Here is a 22,305-nt window from a genome sequence, read left to right as displayed (position 1 = left end):
GAGAAGTGACGGATGGGGGACGAGCCGTAAACGGCCCTGTGCGGAGCGTAGCATCGGTCGTGACGGGTCGCCGGGTTTTTCGCCGATCCACGCCACTTCTAGTATGACGCTGTGACAACGGAGTCCCTTGACGTGTTTTCGGCCGACCGCCTCGACCTGGTGCGATCGGCGACCGCGGCCTCCGGGGCCGGCGCCCTGCTGCTGACCCCCGGCCCCGATCTGCGCTACGTGTCCGGTTACGACGCCCACGCGCTCGAACGGCTGACCTGTCTGGTCGTGCCGGGCGACGGCGGCGAGCCCTTCATGATGGTGCCGCGCCTCGAACTGCCCGCCGCGCAGAGCTCGCCGGCCGGCCGCCTGGGCGTGGAGTTCGTGCCGTGGGACGAGACCGACGACCCCTACGCGGTGGTCGCCCACCGGCTGGGCGAGGTCGGGAGCGTCGCCCTGGCCGACCGCATGTGGGCGATGCAGTCGCTGCGGTTCCGCGACGCGCTGCCGGGGGCCGGGCAGCGGCTCGCCTCCTCGGTGCTGCGCGACCTGCGGATGCGCAAGTCGGCCGCCGAGGCGGCGGCGCTGGCCGAGGCCGGGGCGGCCATCGACGCCGTCCACGCGCTGGTGCCCTCGCTGCTGAAGGCGGGCCGCACCGAGCGCGAGGTCGGCCGCGACATCGCCGACGCGATCCTGAGCGCGGGCCACGTCACGATCGACTTCGTGATCGTCGCCTCGGGCCCCAACGGCGCCTCGCCCCACCACGACGTCTCCGACCGGGTGATCCGGGCCGGCGAGCCGGTGGTGATCGACATCGGCGGCACGATGGCCAGCGGCTACTGCTCCGACTCCACCCGCAACTACTGCGTGGGCGAGCCCCCGGCCGACTACGCGCGCTACTTCGCGGTGCTGCGCGCCGCCCAGGACGCCGCCTGCGCGGCCGTCCGTCCCGGGGTGACCTGCGAGTCGATCGACGCGGCGGCCCGCGAGGTGATCGCCGAGGCCGGTTACGGCGAGCTGTTCGTCCACCGGACCGGCCACGGGATCGGGCTGGAGTCCCACGAGGACCCCTACATCGTGGCGGGCAACGACGAGCCGCTGGCGCCGGGCATGGCGTTCTCGGTGGAGCCGGGCATCTACCTGCCGGGCGAGCACGGCGCCCGCATCGAGGACATCGTCATCTGCACCGAAGACGGCGTTTCCCGGCTCAACAACACGACCCGGGATCTGGTGATCGTCTGATTGCCGTACCGTTTGCGAAATGGAGGAGATCGACAGGCGGATAGTCGCGTTGCTGGCGGCCGACGGGCGGATGAGCTTCACCGATCTGGCCAAGGAGACCGGGCTCTCGGTGTCGGCCGTGCACCAACGGGTGCGGCGGCTGGAGAAACGCGGCGTGATCAAGGGATACGCCGCCCTGGTCGACTTCGACGAGGTCGGGCTGCCGCTGACCGCCTTCGTGTCGATCAAGCCCATCGACCCGGCCGCCGCCGACGACGCGCCCGAGCGGCTGCGCCATCTGGCCGCCATCGAGTCGTGTCACAGCGTGGCCGGGGAGGAGAGCTACATCCTCAAGGTCCGCGTCGGCTCGCCGCGTGACCTCGAGGAGCTGCTCAACCAGATCCGGGCCGCCGCCAACGTGTCGACCCGGACCACGGTCGTGCTCTCCACCCCGTTCGACTACCGGCCTCCCGCCGTCTAGAACGCCGCCCTGACCCGGTCGTACGCCTCGGGGGAGGCGCCCAGGGCGTCCAGGCCCTTGAAGGCCGCGCCGACGATCGGGGGGACGTCGGCGACGACGAGTTTCGCGTGCGGGGCCTGGGCGGCGTACCGCTCCTCGACCAGGGCGGTCAGGAGCGGGTCGCGGGCGGTCAGCACGCCGCCGCCCAAGACCACCTCACACGGCACGTCGAGCAGGCCGACGCGGCGCATGGCGACCACGCCGAGCACGGCGACCTCGTCGGCCTGCCGGGTGACGATCGACCGGGCGACCGGGTCGCCGCCGCGGGCGGTCTCCAGCAGCGGGGCCACCAGGTCGTGCAGGCGGTCGTAGGGCAGGTCGCCGAAGTGCAGGGCGATCACGACCTCCTCGACCGTCGCGGCGCCCAGGACCCGGCAGACCATCGCGGCCAGCTCGCTGGAGGGCCCCCGGCCGTCCTCGGCCCTGGCGGCGTGCCACAGGGCCTCCTCGGCCAGGCCCCCGCCGCCGCCCCAGTCGCCGGAGATGCGGCCGAGGGCGGGGAAGCGGGCCACCCGGCCGTCGGGGGCGACCGCCACGGCGTTGATCCCGGCGCCGCACACCACCGCCGCACCCCACGGGCCGCTCGCGCCCGCCCGGAGCAGGGCGAAGGTGTCGTTGCCGACGACGATCTCGGGGGCGAAGCCGCGGCGGGCCATCTCGTCGCGGAGCCGGACCTCCTCGATGGGCAGGTCGGCTCCGGCGACGTAGGCGAAGACGTGGTCGGCGTGCGGGCCCGGCCCGCCGAGGGCGGACTCGATCACGTCGATCGCCGCGACGACGCCGCTGCTCTGCGGGGTGAACGGGCCGCCCCGCCAGGTGCCGAGCACCGAGCCGTCCGCGCCGACCAGCGCGAGGTCGGTCTTGCTGTTCCCGCCGTCGATCGCCAGGATGGTCCGCATCAAACGGCCCAGGGCAGGTGCGCGCGGTTGGCCGCGATCAGCCGGCTCGCCAGGCCCGTCGCCAGGCCGGCCTGGCCGATGAGCGGGTGGGCCAGCAGCGCGTCCCGCACGCGGCGTTCCCCGCCGTTCCTGGCCGCGTCCAGGGCCAGTTCCTCGTACGCCGACACGTTCGCGATCAGCCCCCGGTAGAGCGGCTCGACGGCGGGCACGGGCAGCGGCGCGGCGCCCGACGCGCCGATCACGGCGGGCACCTCGATGACCGCCTCCGGCCGCAGGAACGGCAGGGTGTCGCCGTTGCGGGCGTTCACCACCTGCACGTCGCCCCGGTCGCCGGCCAGTGAGGCGATCAGCGCGACGGCGGCCTCGGAGTAGTAGGCGCCGCCCCGCTTGGCCAGCAGCTCGGGCTTGGTGTCGCTGGCCGGGTCGGCGTAGACGTCGAGCAGGGTCTGCTCCATCGCGGCCACCTCGGCCGCCCGCGACGGCTTGGTGCGCTGCTCCTCGACCACGGCGTCGTGCTCGTAGAAGTAGCGCAGGTAGTACGACGGCACGACGCCCAGGTCGCGCAGGATCCACTCGGGCACCCCGACCTCGGCGGCGATCGCGGCGGCGTGCTCCTCGATCAGCGCGGGCAGCACCTCGCGCCCGTCGACGGTCACCGACCGCTCCCACGTCAGGTGGTTCAGCCCGACGTGCCCGAGCCCGATCGACTGCCACGGCACGCCGAGCAGGGCGGCGAAGCGCCGCTGCATCCCGATGGCCACGTTGCACAGGCCGATGGCCCGGTGGCCCTCGTCGAGCAGCGCGCGGGTGACGATGCCGACCGGGTTGGTGAAGTCGACGATCCACGCGCCGGGCGCGCGGCGGCGCACCTCCTCGGCGATCTCCAGCACCACCGGAACGGTCCGCAGCGCCTTGGCCAGGCCGCCCGCGCCGGTCGTCTCCTGGCCGACGCAGCCGCACTCCAGCGGCAGCGTCTCATCGACGTTGCGGGCCGCCTGCCCGCCGACGCGCAGCTGCAGCAGCACCGCCCCGGCGCCCTCGACGCCCGGCCCGACCGAGGCGTGCTCGGTCACGGCGGCGGGGTGCCCGGCGCGGGCCAGCATGCGGCGGGCCATCCCGGCGACCAGGGACAGCCGGTGGGCGTCCGGGTCGACCAGGGCGATCTCACTCAGCGGCAGCTCCTCGCGCAGCCGCGCGAAGCCGTCGATCAGCTCTGGTGTGTACGTCGAGCCGCCCCCGACAACGGCGAGTTTCACTCATCCTCCTTGTAGTTTCGATCCGAAGACCTCGTCCCGGACCACGTCGAGCCCCAGGTGCAGCGCCCCGGCCAGCACCGGGTTGCCCTCCACGGCCGACAGCCGCAGCGGCGGCCGGGGCAGCGTGAGGGCGTGCAGTTCGCGTTCGGTCAGCGCGCGCAGCGTCTCGCCGCCGGCCAGCGGCATCCCGCCGGCCAGCACGATGACCTCGGGGTCGAGCACGCTGGTGATCGCGGCCAGCCCCATGGCGAGCCGCCGGGCGATCTCCCGCAGCCCCTCGGCGGCCTCGCCGGCCCGCTTGCCGCCCTCCTCGGCGACCTTCACGGCACGCTCCACGGCCTCGGCCGCCGACGTTCCACGGATGCCGCGCGCCCGCAGCAGCCGCAGCACCGCCTGGCCGCCGGCCAGCGCCTGGAAGCCGTGGTCGACCCGCTTGCCGACGTCGCGCGCGGTCGGCGCGCCGACGGCCGGCATGTAGCCCACCTCGCCCGCCCCGCCGGTGGCCCCCCGGTGCAGCCGGTCGCCCAGCACGATCGCCGAGCCGATGCCGGAGTCGACCCACAGCAGCACGAAGTCGCGGTGCCCGCCGTGGGCGCGTTCGGCCAGCGCGACGAGGTTGACGTCGTTCTCCACGTCGACGGGCGTGCCGACCCCGGCGGTCAGGGTCGGGACGAGGCCGGGGATGTGCCAGCCCGGGATGTGGGCGGCGTACCCCAGACGGCCCGTGGACGGGTCGACGGCGCCCTGGATGCCGATCACCACGCGGTTGACCGGATGGGGCCAGGCCTCGGCCAGGGCGGTGCGCACCCTCTCCACCACGTCGCCCCCGGCCCGGCCGGGCGTCGGCAGCGCGGAGGCGCCGACGACGGCTCCGGTCAGGTCGGCGACGGCGACCTCGATGCGGTCGCGGGTGACGTCGAGGGCCGCGACGTGGGCCGCCCCGGCGTTGATGCGGTAGAGCTCGGCGGTGCGGCCCGGCAGGCCCTCGCGGATGCCGTCGAGGACGACCAGACCGGCCTCCTGGAGGCGCAGCAGCAGCTGGGAGGCGGTCGGCTTGGACAGCCCCGTCAGGGCGCCCAGTTCGGGCCGCGTCAGCGGACCCCGGTCGAGGAGGACCCGCAGGGCCGCGCGGTCGTTGATGGCCCGCAGCAGGCTGGGGGTTCCGGGAGTCGGCTGGCTCACTTTGGAGAAAGTAAAGAAACCTTCCAAACGAGTCAAGGGGCCGACACCGCATCGTGACCGGCCGACTCGGGGGGACGCGTAGAATCTATCGGCCTATGCCACAGTCATCCGCGCCCGAGCTGACCCGTGAACGCGACTACGTCGCCGGCCTCTACGACCGGCTCGACCAGTTGCGGGTGCGCACCCGCGCGCAGCTCGACGGCGTGCTCGCCCAGGGCGCGTTCGGCACCCACCAGAACCGGTCGGAACGCGACAACTTCGCCGTCATGTACTCCCAGCGCCTGGCCCGGTTGTGGGCCGTCGAGCGCGGGTTGTGCTTCGGCCGGCTCGACCTGGCCCCCGGGGCCGAGGAGACGCGCTTCTACATCGGCCGCATCGGGCTCACCGACGACGAGCAGCGGCGGCTGCTGATCGACTGGCGGGCCCCGGTGGCCCAGCCGTTCTACCGCGCCACCCCGGCCGCGCCGATGGGCGTGACCCGCCGCCGCCACCTGCACATCAAGGGCCGCGAGGTCGTCTCCGTCGACGACGACCTGCTCGACCTCGACGGCCTGACCGCCGACGACCGCGCCACCCTCAACGGCGAGGCCGCCCTGCTGGCCGCGCTCTCGGAGACCCGGACCGGCCGGATGCGCGACATCGTGGCCACCATCCAGGCCGAGCAGGACCGCATCATCCGGGGCGACCTGTCGGGCGTCATGGTCGTCCAGGGCGGGCCGGGCACCGGCAAGACCGTGGTCGCCCTCCACCGGGCGGCCTACCTGCTCTACACGTACAGGGAGAGGCTGGAGCGCCGGGGGGTGCTCATCGTCGGGCCGAACCTCACGTTCCTGCGCTACATCGAGCAGGTCCTGCCGTCGCTGGGCGAGACCGACGTGCTGCTGTCGACCGTGGGGGAGCTGTTCCCCGGGGTGACCGCCACGCGCGCCGAGCCGGCCGCCGCCGCGGCGCTCAAGGGCGGGCTGCGGATGGCCGACGTGCTCGCCCGCGCCATCGCCGACCGGCAGCGCATGCCGGCCAGGCCCGTCGACATCAGGCTCGACCGCTACACGCTGCGGCTCGACCGGCAGAGCTTCGAGGCGGCCCGCAACCGGGCGGTCAAGTCGCGCCGCCCGCACAACCAGGCCCGCTCGGTGTTCGTGCGCCACCTGCTGAACACGCTGACCAAGCAGGCCGCCCGCCACCTGGGCCGCGGCGTGCTCTCCGACGAGGACTTCGCCGACCTGCGTGAGGACCTGCGCACCGAAGAACCGGTGAAGGCCGCGCTCAACCGGCTGTGGCCCTACCTGACCCCCCAGCAGCTGCTCCTGGGCCTGTTCACCTCGGCCGAGCGCATGACCGCCGCCGGGCTCACCCCGGCCGAGGCCGCGCTGCTGCTGCGCGAGCCGCCGCGCAAGGGCGAGCGCTGGTGGAGCGAGGCCGACGTGCCGCTGCTCGACGAGGCCGCCGAGCTGCTCGGCGACATCGACGAGGGCGTGCTGCGGGCCGCCCGCCGCGCCGAGGAGGAGCGCGAGCAGCAGCTCGCCTACGCCCGCGAGGTCCTGGAGATGACCGGCCTGGCCGACATCATGGACGCCGAGCGCTTCGCCGAGCGGCAGCAGGCGGAAGAGGGATATCTCACAACGGCCGAGCGCGCCGCCCGCGACCGCACGTGGGCTTTCGGGCACGTGATCGTCGACGAGGCGCAGGAGTTGTCGGCGATGGCCTGGCGCACCCTGATGCGCCGCTGCCCGTCGCGGTCGATGACCATCGTCGGCGACATCGCGCAGACCGGTTCGGCGGCCGGCGCGCCCAGCTGGAAGAGCGTTCTGGACCCCTACGTCCAGGGCCGCTGGCGCGAGTCGCGGCTGACCGTCAACTACCGCACCCCGGCCGAGCTGATGGCCGTCGCGGCCGACGTGCTGACCCTCGTCGACCCCGCGCTGAAGGCCCCCGACTCGGTCCGCGAGAGCGGCGAGAAACCCACCTCCGTGCGGTCGAACGACCTGGTCGCCGACCTGCCGGGCATCATCGAGCGGCAGAAGGTGGCCGACGGCCGGCTGGTCGTGATCGTGCCCGACGGCCTCGACGTCGGGATGCCCCGGATGACCGGTCCCGAGGCGCTCGACGCCGACGTGGCGGTGTTGTCGGTGACCGAGGCCAAGGGCCTGGAGTTCGACGCCGTCGTGGTGGTCGAACCGGCCCGGATCCTGGCCGAGTCGCCGCGCGGCGCGAGCGACCTTTACGTGGCCCTGACCAGGGCGACCCGCCGTCTTTGCGTCGTCCACACCGGCCCGTTGCCCGAGGTGCTGGCGGGCCTCCGATAGCGGCCCTTGTACCAGCCTGTCCCACCTGCGAAAACTTGGCGTTCCCGCTGCTGGGGAGCTGGTTGACATCTGCGCTCAGGTCGGTAGTTTGCTGCGCAGTCCAGCACGGGACTGACCGGTTGGCCGTGCTCAGACATCGTCGGATTCCGCGTCCGTGACGGAGCGTCGCCCCACATTCGGGACGCTCCGTAGCTCAGCCAGGCGCGGCGCCGGCGCTTTTGTCGGGCCGGGGCACCACAACCGGGTGGGGGGTTGGACCCGGGAGGGGTCCCGGCGCCCAGTAGACAACGGAACTCCGCGCCCGCCGCCGACGGGACGGAACCGGTCCGAAGGGCGCTCAGGGCTCCGAACCGTCTCGTGAGATGGGCCTGGGCACGTGGCACCCGTGCCCTGTGCGTAGCCGGATGGTCCTTGAGTTCTCCTGTGGCCACAGGAGAACTCAAGGACCATTGCTGTGAGTTCCCTGGGATGTTCAAGTGCCTGTTTTGGGGCCTGCCGTCCGGCGCGGTACCGTTCCGACCAGCCCTTCATTCGGTCTGGTCAAAGGAGACGCGTGCTCGCAACGGCGACCCCGCGGTCGACCGCCCCGGCGTTCGCCCCGCCCGTGTGGGCCCGCGCCGGTCTCGCCGTCGCCGGCGGCCTGCTGATCTTCCTGGCCTTCCCGCCGCTCGGCTGGTGGTTCTGCGCCCCCATCGGGGTGGCGCCCGTGATCCTGTCCGTGTACGGGGTCCGTCCCCGCCGCGCCCTGTGGATCGGCTTCGCGGCCGGGCTGGCGTTCCTGTTCCCCGCCATGGCGTGGGTGCGGCCCATCGGCGACGACGCCTGGGTGGCCCTGGTCGTCATTGAGAGCGCTTTCTGGGCCCTCCAGGGGGTGCTGGTGTCCCTGGTGCTCCGCATGCGCCTGTGGCCCCTCTGGGCGGCGTGCCTGTGGGTGCTGCAGGAGTGGGCGCGCAGCACCTTCCCGATGGGCGGCTTCCCGTGGGCCCGCCTGGTCTTCAGCCAGGGCACCGCGCCCTACCTGAAGTACGCCTCCCTGTTCGGCGCCCCGTTTGTAACTTTCACCGTCGCCCTGACCGGTTCCCTGCTGGCCTACCTGGCCGTTCACCTGTTCACCCGCGACTACCGGGAGCGCGTGGTCGCGCTGACGGCGGCCGGGGTGGTAGCCCTACCGGTGGTGGGGATGCTCGTCCCCCTCCACGGCGACGAGGGCAAGACGGTGAACATCGGGGTGATCCAGGGCAGCGTGCCCCGCAGCGAACAGCTGGGGTTCCACGGGGGCGAGCCGGCCGTGGTGCTGAAGAACCACGCCGAGGAGACCCACCGGCTGGCCGAGGCGGTCCGGGCCGGCCGGCAGCCCAAGCCCGACGTGGTGGTCTGGCCCGAGAACTCCACCGACATCGACCCCTTCCGCGACCCCGCCGCCTACGCGATCATCGACGCCGCCGTGAAGGACGTCGGCGTGCCGGTCCTCGTGGGGGCCGTGGTGATCCTCGGCGACGACGCCCGGGCCACCCGCAGCATCGTGTGGGACCCGGTCACCGGGCCCGGCGCCTACTACGACAAGCAGAAGCTGGTGCCGTTCGGGGAGTTCACCCCGTACAAGGGCCTGGTGCTGGCCCTGTTCGAGCGGGCCTCCCTGGTCGGGCGGCAGTCGATCCCCGGCGAGAAGCCCGGCGACCTGAAGGCGGGCCCGGTCACCCTCGGCGCGGTCAGCTGCTACGAGGTGGCCTTCGACACCATCGTCAACGGGACCGTCCGCGCGGGCGGCTCGCCGCTGGTGGTGCAGACCAACAACGCGACCTACGAGCAGTCGAACCTGCCGCCGCAGCAGCTCGCCATGTCGCGGATCCGGGCGGTGGAGCACAACCGCACGGTGATCCCGGTCGCGACCACCGGCGTCTCGGCCCACGTCGCCCCCGACGGACGCATCCTGTGGGAGACGCCCGAACTGGTGGCCGCGAGCGCCGTGGTCACCGCCCAGGTGCGCACGCGTGACACCGTGGCGACCCGGGTAGGTGTTCTGCCCGAGATCATTTTGATGGCGGCGGGAGCGGGCGCGGCCGTCGTCGCGGCGGTCGCCGCGCGGCGGGCCCGGCGGGACCTGGAAGATCACCCGGAAGATCACTAGGAGGAGCCGATGGACCGGATGCTTGGGCGCGTGCTCGTGATCGTTCCCACCTACAACGAGCGCGACAACCTGCCGCGCATCGTCGAGCGGCTGCGCGCCGCGCTGCCCGACGTCGACCTGCTGGTCGCCGACGACAACAGCCCCGACGGCACCGGCAAGATCGCCGACGAGCTCGCCGAGCGCGACGACCACGTCCACGTGCTCCACCGGCCCGGCAAGCAGGGCCTGGGCGCCGCCTACATCGCCGGGTTCCAGTGGGGCCTGGAGCGCGGCTACGACGTGCTCGTGGAGATCGACGCCGACGGCTCCCACCAGCCCGAGGAGCTGCACAAGCTGCTCGCGGCGGTCGAGGGCGGCGCCGACCTGGCGATCGGGTCGCGGTGGGTGCCGGGCGGGAAGGTCATCAACTGGCCGGCCTCCCGGGAGTTCCTGTCGCGGGGCGCCAACACGTACACGCGGATCATGCTCGGCATGCCGGTCCGCGACGCGACCGCCGGGTTCCGCGCCTACCGGGCCACCACCCTGCGCAAGATCGGCGTCGAGGGCGTGCAGTCGCAGGGCTACTGCTTCCAGGTCGACCTGACCCTGCGCACGGTCCGCGAGGGCCTGCGCATCACCGAGGTGCCGATCACCTTCGTCGACCGGGCCGTCGGGCAGAGCAAGATGAGCCGCGACGTCATGACCGAGGCGTTGTGGCGGATCAGCGTGTGGGGCGTCACCGGCCTCCCCGACCGGTTTCGCCGTCGGCGTTAACGGGAACCCGCCTCGCGCGCGCAGGCGTTCCAACCCTCGTAGGCTCGCGTGTGGAGGTGTGACGAATGCTGCGAATCGGGCTGTTCCTGGCGTTTCTCGTGGTGCCGGTGCTGGAGATCTGGCTGCTGATCCAGATCGGTGAGGTCATCGGCGGCTGGACCACGGTGGCGCTGCTGATCGCCGACAGCCTGCTGGGCGGCTGGCTGGTGCGGCGGGAGGGCCGCCGGGCCTGGGCCGCGCTGCAGAAGGCGATCGAGTCGGGGCGCATGCCCGACAAGGAACTCGCCGACGGCGCCCTGATCGTGGCGGGCGGCGCACTGCTGCTGACCCCCGGCTTCATCACCGACGTCTTCGGCTTCTTCATGATCCTGCCCTTCACCCGGCCGTTCGCCCGACAGCTGGCGACCTGGTTCCTGGGCCGGCGGGTCAAGTCGATGGCCGCCCGGTCCCCCTACGCCCCCTTCATCTCCGCCATGCCCCGTCATGACCAGGGCCACGACCAGCCGCGGCAGCGCGACAACGTGGTGCGCGGCGAGGTCGTCGACGACTGAGTGAACCCTCCGGGCGGCTCGCGGTGAAAGCAGGGCGTCAGACCCAACCGCCCGAGAGGATCCCATGAGGGATGCGACCGCGACGGCCCGGGACAACGACCTGGTTCGCTTATCCCTGACCGACCCCGAGTGCTTCGCCACCCTGTTCGACCGGCACGCACCCCACCTGCACGCCTACGTGGCCCGCCGATTGGGCCCCGACGTGGCCGACGACGTCGTCTCCGACACCTTCCTCGACGCCTTCCGCCGCCGCCACGTCTACGACGCGGCCCACACCGACGCCCGCCCCTGGCTCTACGGCATCGCCTCCAACCTCGTCGGCAAGCACCGCCGCCGCGAGACGGCCCGCTACCGCGCCTACGCCCGCACCGGCCCCGACGAGACCGTCGCCGCCCTGGTGGAGGAGGGCGTGACGACCCTGGCGGTCAACCGCCCGCTGCTGCGCGCCCTGGCCGCGCTCAAACCGGGCGACCGCGACGTGCTGCTGCTGGTCGCCTGGGCCCAGTTCACCTACGGGGAGGTGGCGCTGGCCCTGTCGATCCCGGTGGGCACGGTCCGCTCCCGCCTCAACCGCGCCCGCACCCGGGTCAAGACCGCTTTGGAGGCGGCCGATGCGTGATCTCGACACCCTCTTCGACCGTCCCCCGGCCACCGAGGCCGACCTGGCCAGCGCCCGCGCCCGCTTCGTGTCCGCCGCCGCGACGGCCCGCCCGCACGGACGGGACTGGCTGAAGCCGATCCTGGCGGCGCTGGCGACCGCCCTGGTCGGCATGGCGGTGGCCGTGTTCCTGCGCCCGGTCCCCGCCGGCAGCCCTCCGCCGGCACCCGATCCCCTGCTCACCGAACGGCCCATGCCCGGCCCGCCCGCTCCGGCCTCGCGAGGGCCCGCCGGAAAGCCGCCCGGGGCTCCGACCCCCCGGGAGATCCTGCTGCGCGCCGCCGACCTGGCCGAGGCCGACCCGCCCCTGGAGATCCGGCCGGGACAGTTCGTGTACACGCGCTTCGCCATGCTGGACCTCAGCGCGGGGGAGAGGGCTCCCGACACGACCGAGATGTGGATCCCGGCCGACGGTAAGGGTCCCTGGCTGGCCCGGGAGACCACCCGGCACAGGGAGAGGCTGGACTCCGTCCTGTGCCCGCACGACTACGCGCCCTCCTGGCCGGACGATCTCGGCTTCACCTATCCGAAGTGGAAGAAGACCTATGCCGGCAAGTTCAGCACCGTCGTGCAGAAGCTCCGGATGGCCGCGCCCTACCCGCAGGTGACGGCGCGCATCCTGCGCATCGTGGCTGAATTCCCCGGCATGGTCGTCAAACGGGGCGTCACCGACGCCGCCGGGCGGCCCGGCCTGTCGGTCCTGATCGACACCGATGGTGACAACACCAGCGAGGAACTGGTCATCGACCAGGTGACCGACCGGTTCATGGGGGTGCGCTCGGTGTATCCCTACGAGAGTGTGCAGGACCCGGTGGACCCCGCCAGGGTCGTCTACAAGGGTGACCTGAGAGGCGGATGGGCGATCATGTCGGTCGGCGTCGCCGCCGGGCTGCCCGCCCCCCGGACGGGCATGGAGCGGGCGGCGAACGAGGCGAGCTGCCCCACGGGCTGATGAACGCGACAGGGCGCCCCCCGGATGGTCCGGAGGGCGCCCTCGCGTCGGTGGTGGGATGGGGCCTATGCGCTCTTGCGCCGCTGGGCCCGCAGAATGGCCAGTCGCTCGTTCAGGACCTCTTCGAGGTCTTCGATCGAACGCCGCTCCAGCAGCATGTCCCAATGGGTGCGCGGGGGCTTGGCCTTCTTCTGCTGGGGCTGCTCGGCGTCGACCCGGAGCGCGGGGGAGCCGCAGTGACGGCACTCCCAGCTCGCGGGGATCTCGGCCTCGGCGGCCAGTGGAACGGTGGTGTGGTGACCCCTGGGGCAGGTGTAGGACACCTCCTGGCGGGGTGCCAGATCGGTGTTGCGGTCGTTCTCGTAGCTGGTCGCGCCGAGCCGGGTACCGCGAAGTGCACGCTCGCCCATGTTCTAAGCCTCCTGAGGTCCCCCTATACGACACAGCTATAGAGGGGTTGGTCTCCACCGGGTACAACGCCTGATACCGTGTGTGGATTCCCACCCAAGACGTGATCCAATCGCGCTTTTTCCGGCGCTCGTGAACCGATTCGCCGTCAAATCCGTTCTGGCACGTCGTTGCCCGCGGCCCTGATCGCCTTCGGCAGGTTGACCGACGCGAGCAGCACCCCGCCGATGATGAAGAAGATCACCAGCGAGACGATGCCGTACCGGTAGCTGTCGGTGAGCTGGAGGGCCAGGCCCAGGGTGAAGGATCCGATGAGCGTCGCACCCTTGTCACTGATCTCGTAGAGGCTGTAATACTCCGCTTCCCGCCCCTTCGGGATCACGTGGGAGAACAACGACCGCGACAGGGCTTGTGTTCCCCCCATCACGATCGCGATGGCGAACCCGAGGGCGAAGAACAGCAGCGGCCGCTCCGGCGGCACGAAGTAGGCGGCGGCCACGACCCCGCACCAGCCGGCCAGCGACCAGAGCACGGTCTTGCGGGTGCCGATCCTGACCGCGACCCGGCCCAGCAGGATCGCGCCGAAGAACGCCACGAACTGCACCATCAGGATCGCGCCGATGCGCTCGGTCTCGCCCAGGCGCAGTTCCTGGTCGGCGTAGGTCGCCGAGAAGCTGATCACCGTCTGCACGCCGTCGTTGTAGGCGATGTACGCCAGCAGGAAGACCAGCGTCAGCGGATAGCGGGTGACCAGGTCGCGGATGGTCAGGCCGAGCTGGCGCACGCTGAGCACCACGGCCCGGCCGGCGCCCTCGTCCCTGGCCGCCTGGCCGCGCCGGTTGCGCAGCCGCAGCAGCGGGATGATCGTGAACGCACCCCACCACAGGCCGGCCGAGGCCAGCGCCAGGCGCACCGCCGTGCCGGTCGAGATGCCGATCGCCTCGGCGTTCAGGAACAGCCCGAGGTTGACCACGAGCAGCAGCCCGCCGCCCAGGTAGCCGAAGCCCCAGCCGCGCGCCGACACGCTGTCGCGCTCCTCCGGCGTGGCGATCTGCGGCAGGAAGGAGTTGTAGACCACCATCGCGGCCGCGAAGCTGGTCTGGCCGACGATGAACAACACGCCGCCCAGGATGTACGCGCCGTCGGCGACGAACCACATGAGCAGGGTGGCCGCCGACCCCAGGTAGGCGAAGAACCCGAGGATCTCCTTCTTGCGCCCGGTGTGGTCGGCCAGCGCGCCGGCGATCAGCATGACGACGATCTGGAAGACCGCCGCCACGCCGACGACGAACGAGTAGTAGGCCGAGGGCCGGATGTCGAACCCGATCACGTCGACGAACGGCGCGCCGTTGGCGGCCTGCTCGGCGATCTCGGTCAGGTAGGGCCCGAGGAACACGGTCATGACCGTGGTCGGGAAGGCCGAGTTGGCCCAGTCGTACCAGTACCAGCCTTTTTGCTCGCGGGTTCTGGCCTGCGGGCTCTCGTCGATGACCTGGGGGGAAGCCATTCCTACTCGCTCTCAGGTGGGCGGGGACTCCACTGGCCGCGTGCGGTGAGCACCTCGCGCAGGCCGGTGATGTTGTCGGTCATGATCCCGTCGACCCCGAGGTCGAGCAGGCGTTCCATGGACGGCCGGTCGTCGATGGTCCACACGTGGACCTGCACGCCGATCTCGTGGGCGGTGCGCACGAACGCCGGGGTGACCACGCGCAGCCCCCGCCAGCCGACGGGCACCTGGGCGCACGGCACGCCCGCGCGGGCCAGCCCCGCCAGCAGCCGCCCGCCGCCGCGCGCCGAGGCGGTGCGCAGCGCCGCGATCGCGCGCGGCCCCATCGCCGAGCACACCTCGGGCCCGCACGCCCGCCGGGCCTGCGCGAGCCGCATGTCGGAGAAGGAGGTCAGGCACACCCGCGCGGAGGCGCCGGTTCGCCGCAGCACCCGCGCCAGCGGCACGATCGCCGGCGACTCCTTGACGTCGATGTTGACCCGCACCTCGGGCCAGGCGCCGAGCAGGTCCTCCAGCAGCGGGATCGGGTCGACGCCGCCGATGCGGGCCTTGGCGACCTCGCGGTAGGGCAGCCGGGAGATGCGCCCGCGCCGGTCGGTGACCCGGTCGAGGGTGTGGTCGTGGAAGGCGACGAGCACCCCGTCGGCGGTCGCGTGGACGTCGGTCTCCAGGTAGGAGTAGCCCATGGCGACGGCCTTCTCGAAGGCGGCCATCGTGTTCTCGCGTCCCTCGGCGGCCCCGCCCCGGTGGGCGAAGGCCAGCGGCCCGGGATGGTCGAGGAAGGCGAACCGTCGCTGCACGAGCGTGAGTATGCCCGGTGTGAGGGCCCCCGTTCCACTCGCCGTCCCGGCATGGAACGCCCTGTTTCGTGACGGGATATGTCCCGGCGAACGGCATCGGAAGGACAGGTGAACCGGTGAGGACCATGCTCTTGCCCGCCGTCGACCTGGACCGGCTGAGCTGCGAACCGGCGGCCGGGTCGGCGATCGGCTTCGCGCGGCTGCCCGGCCGGCTGACGCCCTCCTAGAGGGCGGCCCACTCCTGGCGGCGGGCCTCGGCCAGGGCGATGGCCGCCGCGACGGAGACGTTGAAGGAGCCGACGCGGCCCACCTGCGGGATGTAGGCGACCGCGTCGGCCGACTCCAGGACGGCGGGGGAGCAGCCGTGGTCTTCGCTGCCCACCACCAGGCACACGTCGCCGGTCAGCTTGGCCTCGTGGAGCGGGACGGCGTCGCCGGTGAGCTCGATCGCCACGACGGTGAACCCGTCGTCCTTGGCCGCGCGCACGGCCTGGGCGGCCGGGACCGGCTCGTGCCACTCGACCAGCCGGTCGGTCCCCAGGGCGGTCTTCTGCGCCTTGGGGTTGGTCGGCGGGGTCGCGTTGCCGGCCAGCCAGATCACGTCGACGCCGAAGGCGGCGGCCGTACGGAAGATGGAACCGATGTTGAACGGCCCGGTCACCGATTCGACGATCATCCCGAGGCGGCCGGCCGTGTTGCGGCGCCAGGTGCGGTTGAGCCGCTTGACGTCGGTCGGGCGGAGTTGGCGGCGCGGGTTCGGGGTCGTCATCGAGGAGTCACTTTCAGGATGCGGTAGGCGGCGCGGGAGGCGTGGCGGGTGGCGCCGAAGCCCTGCTCGGTGAGCCACTTTTGCAGGGAGTCGGAGCCGAGGTGTTTCTGCACGACGAGGTAGGCGGCCCCGTCGGGGAGCAGCCGGTCGAGCCAGCGGGTGAGCATGGCGTGGAGGGCGGGCTTGCCGATGCGGATGGCCGGGTTGGACCAGATCGCGGCGAACCGCACGTCGTCGGGCATCTCGTCGGCGTGCACGCACCTTACTTTGTCAAGGCGGGCGGCCGTGGCGTTGCGCTCCGTCAGAACGAGTGACCGACGGTTGATGTCCACGGCCCAGACGGTCGCCTGCGGCGACCGGGTCGCCATCGTGAGCGCGATCGGCCCGTAGCCGCAGCCCAGATCGAGCAGGTCGCCCGAGGCCGGCGGGGGCGGCACCGACTCCAGCAGGATCTTGGTGCCGGTGTCGACGCGGTCGGGGGAGAACACGCCCCGGTCGGTCTCGAGCCGCAGGTGCAGGTCGGGCAGCACCAGCGTGACCGTGGCGGGCCGGCTCTCGGCCTGCGGCCGCTCGTCGAAGTAGTGCACGGGCCGGAACGTTACCCCAGCTTCCGGGGGTGCGGGTTCCGGCCCGGGAGCGGGTGCGCCCCCGGGCAGGCCGGGTCAGGCGGCCTCGTGCCGCTCGACGGGATGGCGCCCACGCGGTCGGCGCAGCGGCGCGCCGCTCCCGGTCGCGGGGTACGGTGGCGCGAAACCCCCCGGAAGTCAGGAGGAGACGTGCGGAGGAGACTGCCCGTCGCGCTGCTCCTGCTGCTGTCGGCCTTCCTGCTGGGTCCCGCACCGGCGAGCGCGTCCCCTGGGGCGCCCGGTCTCCCGGTGGCGGTCGCCGGCGTGGCGTCCGCGCCGCTCGCCCAGTGGGGCGATCCGGCTCCGGCCGCCGATCACGACACCGCCCCGCCCCGGCTGCGGCCCGGCTGGGGTGTGGCCGCGCCGCTGCTCCTGCCGGCGGTGCTGCCGTCCATCGGGTGGCCGGCTCCGGTCCTGCGGGCGGTCGCGGCCGTCGCCGGGTCGTTCTCGGCCGTGCCGCGACCGGCGGCCGGCCGGGCTCCGGCACGGGCTCCTCCTTCTGCCACGACGCGCTGAGGTCCCTTTCCCCTTCTGCGATGGCCGTGGAGGCTTTCTCATGTTCCGTGCGCCCTTTTGGCGCGCGGTGGCGGCGTGCGTCGTCGTCGTCACCGCTCTGCTGCTCACGCTCACCCTTTCGCCACGTCTCGGGCTGGACCTGCGTGGCGGCACCCAGCTCGTGTTCGAGACCCGGGACGGGCCGATGGCCGAGGCCGACGCCGGGGCCGCCGACCGCGCGCTGGACGTGCTGCGCCGGCGCGCCGACGCGCTCGGCGTGGTCGACCCCACCCTGCTGCGCTCCGGGGAGCGGCGCATCGTCGTCGAGCTGCCCGGTGTGCTCGACCCCCGTCAGGCCGCCGAGGTCATCGGCCGGACGGCGCAGCTCACCTTCCATCCCGTGCTCGGTCCGGCCGGGGATCGCGGGCGTGATCTGACCGACGAGTCGGGCCGGCCGCTGCGGGTCGGCCCGGCCGCGATCACCGGCGGCGACGTGCGGGACGCCGTCGCGCGCACCGATCCGGCGCAGGGCCCCGGCTGGTTCGTCGGCCTCGACTTCCACGGCGCCGACGAGTGGCGGCGGCTGACGGCCGAGGCGGCGTGCCACGAGCCCGGCGATCCCCGGCGGCGGGTGGCCATCGTGCTGGACGACGAGGTCGTCTCCTCGCCGCAGGTCGATCCGGGGGTGGCGTGCCGGGTCGGCATCCCGGGCGGCTCGACCCAGATCACCGGCTCCTTCGCCTTCGAGGAGGCGCGTGACCTGGCCATGCTGATCAAGGGGGGCGCCCTGCCCGTCCCGCTGACGCTGATCGAGCAGCGGACCGTCGGGCCCACGCTCGGCGCGGAGGCGATCGAGGCCAGCGCCAAGGCGGGCGTCGCCGGGGTGCTGCTCACGGCGGTGTTCATCGTCGTCGTCTACCGGCTGTCGGGGTTGACGGCGGCGGTGGCGCTGGCGACGTACGGGTTGATCTCCTATGCGGCGCTGCTGGCGCTCGGGGCGACGCTCACCCTGCCGGGGCTGGCCGGGTTCGTCCTGGCGGTCGGCATGGCGGTGGACGCCAACGTGCTGGTCTTCGAGCGGGCCCGGGAGGAGTACGGGCGGGCGCCGGGGCGGGGTCTGCGGGCGGCGCTGGATCGGGGTTTCGCGCGGGCGTGGAGCGCCATCGCCGACTCCAACGTCACCACGCTGCTGGCGGCGGGTCTGCTGTTCTGGCTGGCGTCCGGGCCGGTGCGCGGTTTCGGCGTGACCCTGGCCATCGGCGTGTTCGCGGCGCTCGTGTCGGCCCTGCTCGTCACCCGGGTGCTGACGCACTCCCTCGCCGGCGTGGTCGGCGGGCGGTGGTCGGGTCTGGCCTCGCCCGGCCGGGTCAGGACGTGGATCGCGCGGCGCGACCCCCGGCTCATGGCCGCCGGGCGGCGGTGGCTGGCCGGGGCGGTCCTGCTGGCCGGGGTGGCCGTGGCCGGTCTGGTCGTGCACGGGCTGAACTTCGGGGTGGAGTTCACCGGGGGCCGGATGATCGAGTTCACCGCCGCGCGGCCGGTGAGCGGGGAGGTGGCGCGGCAGGCGGTGGCCGAGGCGGGGCACGCGTCGGCGACCGTCCAGACCTCCGTGCGGGGTTCGGTGGCCGCGGTGTCGGTGCGGGCGGGGCAGATCGGCGCCGACGACGTCGCGGCGATCGAACGGGCCCTGGAGGCGCGGGTGGGTGAGGTGAGCAAGCGGCGCGACGAGATGGTCGGCCCCAGCCTGGGGGAGGAGCTGCGCCGCAACGCGGTGATCGCGCTCGGGGTGGCGCTGGCGGCGCAGCTGGCCTACCTGACGCTGCGTTTCCGGTGGACCTTCGCCGTGGCGTCGGTGCTGGCGCTGGTCGTGGACGCGCTGGCGGTGGTGGGCCTGTTCGCCTGGCTGGGCCGGCCGGTCGACGGGGTGTTCCTGGCGGCCATGCTGACCGTCGTCGGCTACTCCGTCAACGACAAGGTGGTCGTCTTCGACCGGGTCCGCGAGGTGTGGCGGGCGAGTCCCTCGGCCCGGTTCCCGGACGTCGTGAACGCGGCGATCCTGCAGACGGTGCCGCGAACGGTCAACACCGGGCTGGGGGCGCTATTCATCCTGGTGGCCCTGATGGTGTTCGGCGGCGACTCCCTGCGGGACTTCGCCGTGGCGCTGGTCACCGGGATCGTGGTGGGGACCGCGTCGTCGTCGCTGGTGGCCGGTCCTGTCGCGGTCGAGCTCGAACGGCTCGGCGGGCAGCCGCCGCCCTCACCGCCCGCGCCCCGCCGGAGCCGGACGGGAACGGGAGCCGTCGTGTGAACCGGGCTCGGCGCCCGCGTCAGGGGATGCGGGTGCCGAGCACCAGCGCCGATCCCGCCACCAGCAGTCCGGCGATGACGGCGCCGATGATGAACCGCTGGGTGATCTCCTGGTGGACGACGCGGTAGCCGAGGCTGGTGCCGATCTGGGCGTACACCTCGCGCAGTTCGTCGCCGGACTCGGCGGTGTAGGCGCGGCCGTTGGTGCCGTCGGCGAGCGACTGGAGGGTCTGCTTGTTGACCGGCACCTGGACGCTGCGGCCGTCGATGGCGACGGTGCCCTCGGGGGTGCCGTAGGCGATGGTGGAGACCGGGACCTTGCCGCCGGCGGCGGCCTCGACGGCCTCGTTGACCGACCGGCCGCTGGTGTTGTCGCCGTCGGACAGCAGCACGATCGCGGCGGGCGGGGGGTCGGTGACGGCCTGCTGGTCGAAGGAGCGGATGGCGTCGAGGGAGTTGAAGACGGCCTCACCGATGGCGGTGCCGGGCCGGGTGGTCAGGTTGCGGATGGTGTTGACCACGGCGGCGTGGTCGGTGGTGGGCGGGATCGCCACGGCGGCCGAGCGGGCGAAGGAGACGACGCCGACGTTGAAGCGCTCGGGCAGGTCCTGGACGAACCGTTCGGCGGCCTGGCGGGCGGCGACCATGCGGGTCGGGGCGACGTCGGCGGCCTCCATCGACAACGAGATGTCGACGGCGATCATGATGGTGGCGCGGTCGCGCGGCACCCGCACCTCGTCGGCGGGCCGGGCGGCGCCGAGCACCAGCAGGCTCATCATGGCCAGGAACAGCCCGGCCGTCAGGTGGCGGCGCCAGCCGGGCTTCTCGGGCGCGACCAGGGCCAGCAGGGCCAGGTTGGTGAAGCGGACCGCGTAGCGGCGCCGGACGAACTGGACGACCACGTAGCCGACGGCCAGGACGACCAGCGCGGCGAACAGCCAGAGCCACGCGGGGGACAGGAAGATCATGCGCGGGCCCTCCGGGCCATCAGGTGTGCGGTTCGGCGCTGCCGGAGCACGAACTGGGCGATGTCGGTCATCCAGTCGCGGTCGGTGCGCAGGACGAGGTGGTCGGCGCCGGCCCGGCGCAGCGCGGCCCGGTTGTTCTCCCGCTGCTCGGCGGCGGCCTCGGCGTAGCGTTCGCGGATGCGGCGGGTGAGGTGGATGTCGCGGTGGCGGCCGGTCTCCGGGTCGAGCAGGGTGATCTGGCCGACGTCGGGCAGTTCGAGTTCGCGCGGGTCGATCACCTCGATGGCGAGCACCTGCTGGCGGGTGGCCAGGCGGCGGATGGGGCGTTCCCAGTCGCCGGGGTCGTCGAGGAAGTCGGAGACGACCACGCGCATGCCGCGGCGGCGGTGGGCGGCGGCGAGCATCTCGATCGCGCCGCCCAGGCTGCTGGTGCCCTGGGCGCGGGGGGCGTCGGTGAGCGACTGGAGCAGGCCGAACAGGTTGGCGCGGCCGGGCCGGGCCGGGTAGCGGTGCACCTCCTCGCCGTGCAGCACGTAGGCGCCGAAGCGGTCGCCGACGCGGCTGGACAGGAAGCCGAGCGCGCCGACGGCGTGGATGACCAGGGTGCGCTTGTCCATGTCGGCGGTGCCGAAGTCCATGCTGGCGGTCAGGTCGACCAGCGCCCAGGTCTCCAGTTCGCGGTCGGAGATGAGGTCGCGGACGTGCGGGACGGTGGTGCGGGCGGTGACGTTCCAGTCCATCCGCCGCGTGTCGTCCTCTCCGGGGACGTAGACGCGGGTGTCGCCGAACTCGCTGCCGGGGCCGGGCAGCAGGCCCAGGTGGCCGCCCTGGAGGAGACCGTCGAGCCGGCGCACGACGGTCAGCTCCAGTTTGCGCAGCGCGGAGTCGGCGCCCTTCATCGCTGGCCCTGGTTCCAGACGACCAGCGGCGGCGGCACGGAGTGGAGGATCTGGCGGACGACGTCTTCGGGCTCGATGCCGTCGGCCAGCGCGTCGAAGGTGAGCATGAGCCGGTGGGACATGACGTCGACGGCGACGTCGCGGATGTCGTCGGGCAGCAGGTAGTCGCGGCCGCGCAGCAGCGCCAGGGCGCGGCCGGCGGCGACCAGGCCGAGGGTGGCGCGGGGGCTGACCCCGATCTCGATGGTCTCCTCCAGCTCCCGCAGCCCGTAGTCGGCGGGCGCGCGGGTGGCCATCACCAGGCGCACGACGTAGTCGGCCACCAGTTGGTGGACCGACACGGCCTCGGCCGACTTCTGCAGCGAGAGCAGGCGCTCCGCGTCGAGGATCGGGTCGGGCGTCGGCGGGGTGACGCTCATGCGGTGGAGGATCTCCAGCTCCTCGTTGGCGGTGGGGTGGCCGACGCGGACCTTGAACAGGAACCGGTCGCGCTGCACCTCGGGGAGCGGGTAGACGCCCTCGGACTCGATCGGGTTCTGGGTGGCCAGCACGACGAAGGGGCGCGGCAGCGGGTGGGTGACGCCGGCCAGGGAGACCTGGCGTTCGGCCATGACCTCCAGGAGGGCCGACTGCACCTTGGCCGGGGCGCGGTTGATCTCGTCGGCGAGCAGGAAGTTGACGAAGACCGGCCCGAGCTCGACGTCGAAGCGTTCGGTGCCGGGGTGGTAGACGCGGGTGCCGACGATGTCGCTGGGAACCAGGTCGGGAGTGAACTGGATGCGCGCGAACGTGCCGCCGACCACGGTGGCCAGGGTCGAGGCGGCCAGCGTCTTGGCCACGCCCGGGACGCCCTCCAGCAGGCAGTGGCCGCGCGCCAGCAGGGCGACCAGGAGCCGTTCGACCATGTGGTCCTGCCCCACGATGACCCGCCGCACCTCCGCCAGGGCGTCGCGCAGCGCGCCCATGTCGGCGTCGGTCGAGGCGCCGCCACCTGCGGACATGTTCGCCGGCACGACGGACGTGCCCGGCCCTTCATCAGCAACCATCATGCGTGTTATTCAATCGTGACTTGGCGGGAAAGACCATGGTCTCACCCTGCCCGTTGCGATCGC

Annotated in this window: 21 protein-coding genes; 10 read left to right on the top strand and 11 right to left on the bottom strand. The window is 72.9% G+C overall.

Annotation, left to right across the window (positions count from 1 at the left end):
• The first annotated feature begins 132 nt into the window (after window positions 1–132).
• Both AW271_RS26005 and AW271_RS26000 read left to right on the top strand, forming a co-directional pair.
• Entirely contained in the window at window positions 133–1,230 is a 1,098-nt protein-coding gene (locus AW271_RS26005) for a M24 family metallopeptidase (protein ID WP_245653198.1), read from the top strand.
• A 19-nt stretch (window positions 1,231–1,249) separates the two neighbouring features.
• A complete protein-coding gene (locus tag AW271_RS26000) occupies window positions 1,250–1,690 on the top strand; it encodes an Lrp/AsnC family transcriptional regulator (RefSeq protein ID WP_062340228.1) in 441 nt (146 codons plus the stop codon).
• Here the strand turns inward: AW271_RS26000 and AW271_RS25995 are convergent.
• From AW271_RS25995 to AW271_RS25985, 3 genes are read right to left on the bottom strand one after another with little or no spacing between them, the layout of a single operon-like run.
• Complete coding sequence (locus AW271_RS25995) at window positions 1,687–2,628, bottom strand: N-acetylglucosamine kinase (protein ID WP_083977229.1); 942 nt, start codon at window positions 2,626–2,628, stop codon at window positions 1,687–1,689. The two genes, AW271_RS26000 and AW271_RS25995, sit on opposite strands and share 4 nt — an antisense overlap.
• Window positions 2,628–3,884, bottom strand: a complete 1,257-nt coding sequence (locus AW271_RS25990; protein WP_062340227.1) for a 6-phospho-beta-glucosidase — start codon at window positions 3,882–3,884, stop codon at window positions 2,628–2,630. The genes AW271_RS25995 and AW271_RS25990 overlap by 1 nt, the downstream gene beginning before the upstream one ends.
• Window positions 3,885–5,066, bottom strand: coding sequence for an ROK family transcriptional regulator (locus AW271_RS25985; RefSeq protein WP_062340226.1), 1,182 nt, complete (start codon window positions 5,064–5,066; stop codon window positions 3,885–3,887). It abuts the gene before it with no gap.
• 95 nt (window positions 5,067–5,161) lie between these two features.
• On the opposite strand from AW271_RS25985, the gene AW271_RS25980 reads away from it, so the two are divergent.
• From AW271_RS25980 to AW271_RS25955, 6 genes are all read left to right on the top strand, one after another.
• Window positions 5,162–7,372, top strand: a complete 2,211-nt coding sequence (locus tag AW271_RS25980) for a HelD family protein (protein WP_062340225.1) — start codon at window positions 5,162–5,164, stop codon at window positions 7,370–7,372.
• A 553-nt stretch (window positions 7,373–7,925) separates the two neighbouring features.
• A complete protein-coding gene (lnt, locus tag AW271_RS25975; RefSeq protein ID WP_083977227.1) occupies window positions 7,926–9,500 on the top strand; it encodes an apolipoprotein N-acyltransferase in 1,575 nt (524 codons plus the stop codon).
• 9 nt (window positions 9,501–9,509) lie between these two features.
• A complete protein-coding gene (locus AW271_RS25970) occupies window positions 9,510–10,253 on the top strand; it encodes a polyprenol monophosphomannose synthase (RefSeq protein WP_062340224.1) in 744 nt (247 codons plus the stop codon).
• Window positions 10,254–10,318: 65 nt separating this feature from the next.
• Complete coding sequence (locus AW271_RS25965; protein ID WP_062340223.1) at window positions 10,319–10,804, top strand: FxsA family protein; 486 nt, start codon at window positions 10,319–10,321, stop codon at window positions 10,802–10,804.
• A gap of 64 nt (window positions 10,805–10,868) precedes the next feature.
• The gene (locus tag AW271_RS25960; protein WP_062340222.1) at window positions 10,869–11,423 is read left to right on the top strand and encodes an RNA polymerase sigma factor; all 555 of its coding nucleotides are present in this window, start codon (window positions 10,869–10,871) and stop codon (window positions 11,421–11,423) included.
• Window positions 11,416–12,414 carry a hypothetical protein gene (locus AW271_RS25955; protein ID WP_062340221.1) on the top strand — a complete coding sequence of 333 codons (999 nt, stop codon included), beginning with the start codon at window positions 11,416–11,418 and terminating at the stop codon, window positions 12,412–12,414. The genes AW271_RS25960 and AW271_RS25955 overlap by 8 nt, the downstream gene beginning before the upstream one ends.
• A gap of 65 nt (window positions 12,415–12,479) precedes the next feature.
• Here the strand turns inward: AW271_RS25955 and AW271_RS25950 are convergent, their stop codons facing one another.
• The 5 genes from AW271_RS25950 to AW271_RS25930 all read right to left on the bottom strand — a co-directional run bounded on the left by AW271_RS25950 (window position 12,480) and on the right by AW271_RS25930 (window position 16,485).
• Complete coding sequence (locus AW271_RS25950; protein WP_030453745.1) at window positions 12,480–12,824, bottom strand: RNA polymerase-binding protein RbpA; 345 nt, start codon at window positions 12,822–12,824, stop codon at window positions 12,480–12,482.
• A 146-nt stretch (window positions 12,825–12,970) separates the two neighbouring features.
• Window positions 12,971–14,329, bottom strand: coding sequence for an MFS transporter (locus AW271_RS25945; protein WP_062340220.1), 1,359 nt, complete (start codon window positions 14,327–14,329; stop codon window positions 12,971–12,973).
• A gap of 2 nt (window positions 14,330–14,331) precedes the next feature.
• Window positions 14,332–15,129 (bottom strand): glycerophosphodiester phosphodiesterase family protein, encoded by a 798-nt coding sequence (locus AW271_RS25940; RefSeq protein ID WP_062340219.1) that lies wholly within the window; start codon window positions 15,127–15,129, stop codon window positions 14,332–14,334.
• A 223-nt stretch (window positions 15,130–15,352) separates the two neighbouring features.
• Window positions 15,353–15,898, bottom strand: coding sequence for a TrmH family RNA methyltransferase (locus AW271_RS25935; protein ID WP_062340218.1), 546 nt, complete (start codon window positions 15,896–15,898; stop codon window positions 15,353–15,355).
• On the bottom strand, window positions 15,895–16,485 hold the full coding sequence (locus AW271_RS25930; protein ID WP_062340217.1) for a class I SAM-dependent methyltransferase: 591 nt from the start codon (window positions 16,483–16,485) through the stop codon (window positions 15,895–15,897). Before AW271_RS25930 ends, AW271_RS25935 begins: the two co-directional genes overlap by 4 nt.
• 189 nt (window positions 16,486–16,674) lie before the next feature.
• Between AW271_RS25930 and AW271_RS25925 the strand changes: the two genes are divergently transcribed.
• Window positions 16,675–17,040 (top strand): hypothetical protein, encoded by a 366-nt coding sequence (locus AW271_RS25925; protein ID WP_062340216.1) that lies wholly within the window; start codon window positions 16,675–16,677, stop codon window positions 17,038–17,040.
• Window positions 17,041–17,080: 40 nt separating this feature from the next.
• Window positions 17,081–19,327, top strand: a complete 2,247-nt coding sequence (gene secD, locus AW271_RS25920; RefSeq protein WP_062340215.1) for a protein translocase subunit SecD — start codon at window positions 17,081–17,083, stop codon at window positions 19,325–19,327.
• A gap of 19 nt (window positions 19,328–19,346) precedes the next feature.
• Here the strand turns inward: secD and AW271_RS25915 are convergent, their stop codons facing one another.
• From AW271_RS25915 to AW271_RS25905, 3 genes are read right to left on the bottom strand one after another with little or no spacing between them, the layout of a single operon-like run.
• Window positions 19,347–20,294: a VWA domain-containing protein gene (locus tag AW271_RS25915; protein WP_062340214.1), complete on the bottom strand. Its 948-nt coding sequence runs from the start codon at window positions 20,292–20,294 to the stop codon at window positions 19,347–19,349.
• Window positions 20,291–21,193, bottom strand: a complete 903-nt coding sequence (locus tag AW271_RS25910; RefSeq protein WP_062340213.1) for a DUF58 domain-containing protein — start codon at window positions 21,191–21,193, stop codon at window positions 20,291–20,293. The genes AW271_RS25915 and AW271_RS25910 overlap by 4 nt, the downstream gene beginning before the upstream one ends.
• Entirely contained in the window at window positions 21,190–22,194 is a 1,005-nt protein-coding gene (locus tag AW271_RS25905) for an AAA family ATPase (protein ID WP_083977275.1), read from the bottom strand. The genes AW271_RS25910 and AW271_RS25905 overlap by 4 nt, the downstream gene beginning before the upstream one ends.
• Between the last annotated feature and the right edge of the window lie 111 nt (window positions 22,195–22,305).

It is taken from the genome of Herbidospora sakaeratensis, assembly GCF_001570525.1.
Lineage (GTDB): Bacteria > Actinomycetota > Actinomycetes > Streptosporangiales > Streptosporangiaceae > Herbidospora > Herbidospora sakaeratensis.
This window is presented reverse-complemented; position numbering and strand designations above follow the sequence as displayed.

Excerpts from the sequence above, each read along its gene's own strand:
- AW271_RS25965 (WP_062340223.1), top strand. The coding sequence starts at position 10,319 with ATGCTGCGAATCGGGCTGTTCCTGGCGTTTCTCGTGGTGCCGGTGCTG.
- AW271_RS25970 (WP_062340224.1), top strand. The coding sequence starts at position 9,510 with ATGGACCGGATGCTTGGGCGCGTGCTCGTGATCGTTCCCACCTACAAC.
- AW271_RS26000 (WP_062340228.1), top strand. The coding sequence starts at position 1,250 with ATGGAGGAGATCGACAGGCGGATAGTCGCGTTGCTGGCGGCCGACGGG.
- AW271_RS25980 (WP_062340225.1), top strand. The coding sequence starts at position 5,162 with ATGCCACAGTCATCCGCGCCCGAGCTGACCCGTGAACGCGACTACGTC.
- AW271_RS25935 (WP_062340218.1), bottom strand. The coding sequence starts at position 15,898 with ATGACGACCCCGAACCCGCGCCGCCAACTCCGCCCGACCGACGTCAAG.
- AW271_RS25950 (WP_030453745.1), bottom strand. The coding sequence starts at position 12,824 with ATGGGCGAGCGTGCACTTCGCGGTACCCGGCTCGGCGCGACCAGCTAC.
- AW271_RS25955 (WP_062340221.1), top strand. The coding sequence starts at position 11,416 with ATGCGTGATCTCGACACCCTCTTCGACCGTCCCCCGGCCACCGAGGCC.
- AW271_RS25910 (WP_062340213.1), bottom strand. The coding sequence starts at position 21,193 with ATGAAGGGCGCCGACTCCGCGCTGCGCAAACTGGAGCTGACCGTCGTG.
- secD (WP_062340215.1), top strand. The coding sequence starts at position 17,081 with ATGTTCCGTGCGCCCTTTTGGCGCGCGGTGGCGGCGTGCGTCGTCGTC.
- AW271_RS25960 (WP_062340222.1), top strand. The coding sequence starts at position 10,869 with ATGAGGGATGCGACCGCGACGGCCCGGGACAACGACCTGGTTCGCTTA.
- AW271_RS25915 (WP_062340214.1), bottom strand. The coding sequence starts at position 20,294 with ATGATCTTCCTGTCCCCCGCGTGGCTCTGGCTGTTCGCCGCGCTGGTC.
- AW271_RS25995 (WP_083977229.1), bottom strand. The coding sequence starts at position 2,628 with ATGCGGACCATCCTGGCGATCGACGGCGGGAACAGCAAGACCGACCTC.
- AW271_RS25945 (WP_062340220.1), bottom strand. The coding sequence starts at position 14,329 with ATGGCTTCCCCCCAGGTCATCGACGAGAGCCCGCAGGCCAGAACCCGC.
- AW271_RS25905 (WP_083977275.1), bottom strand. The coding sequence starts at position 22,194 with ATGTCCGCAGGTGGCGGCGCCTCGACCGACGCCGACATGGGCGCGCTG.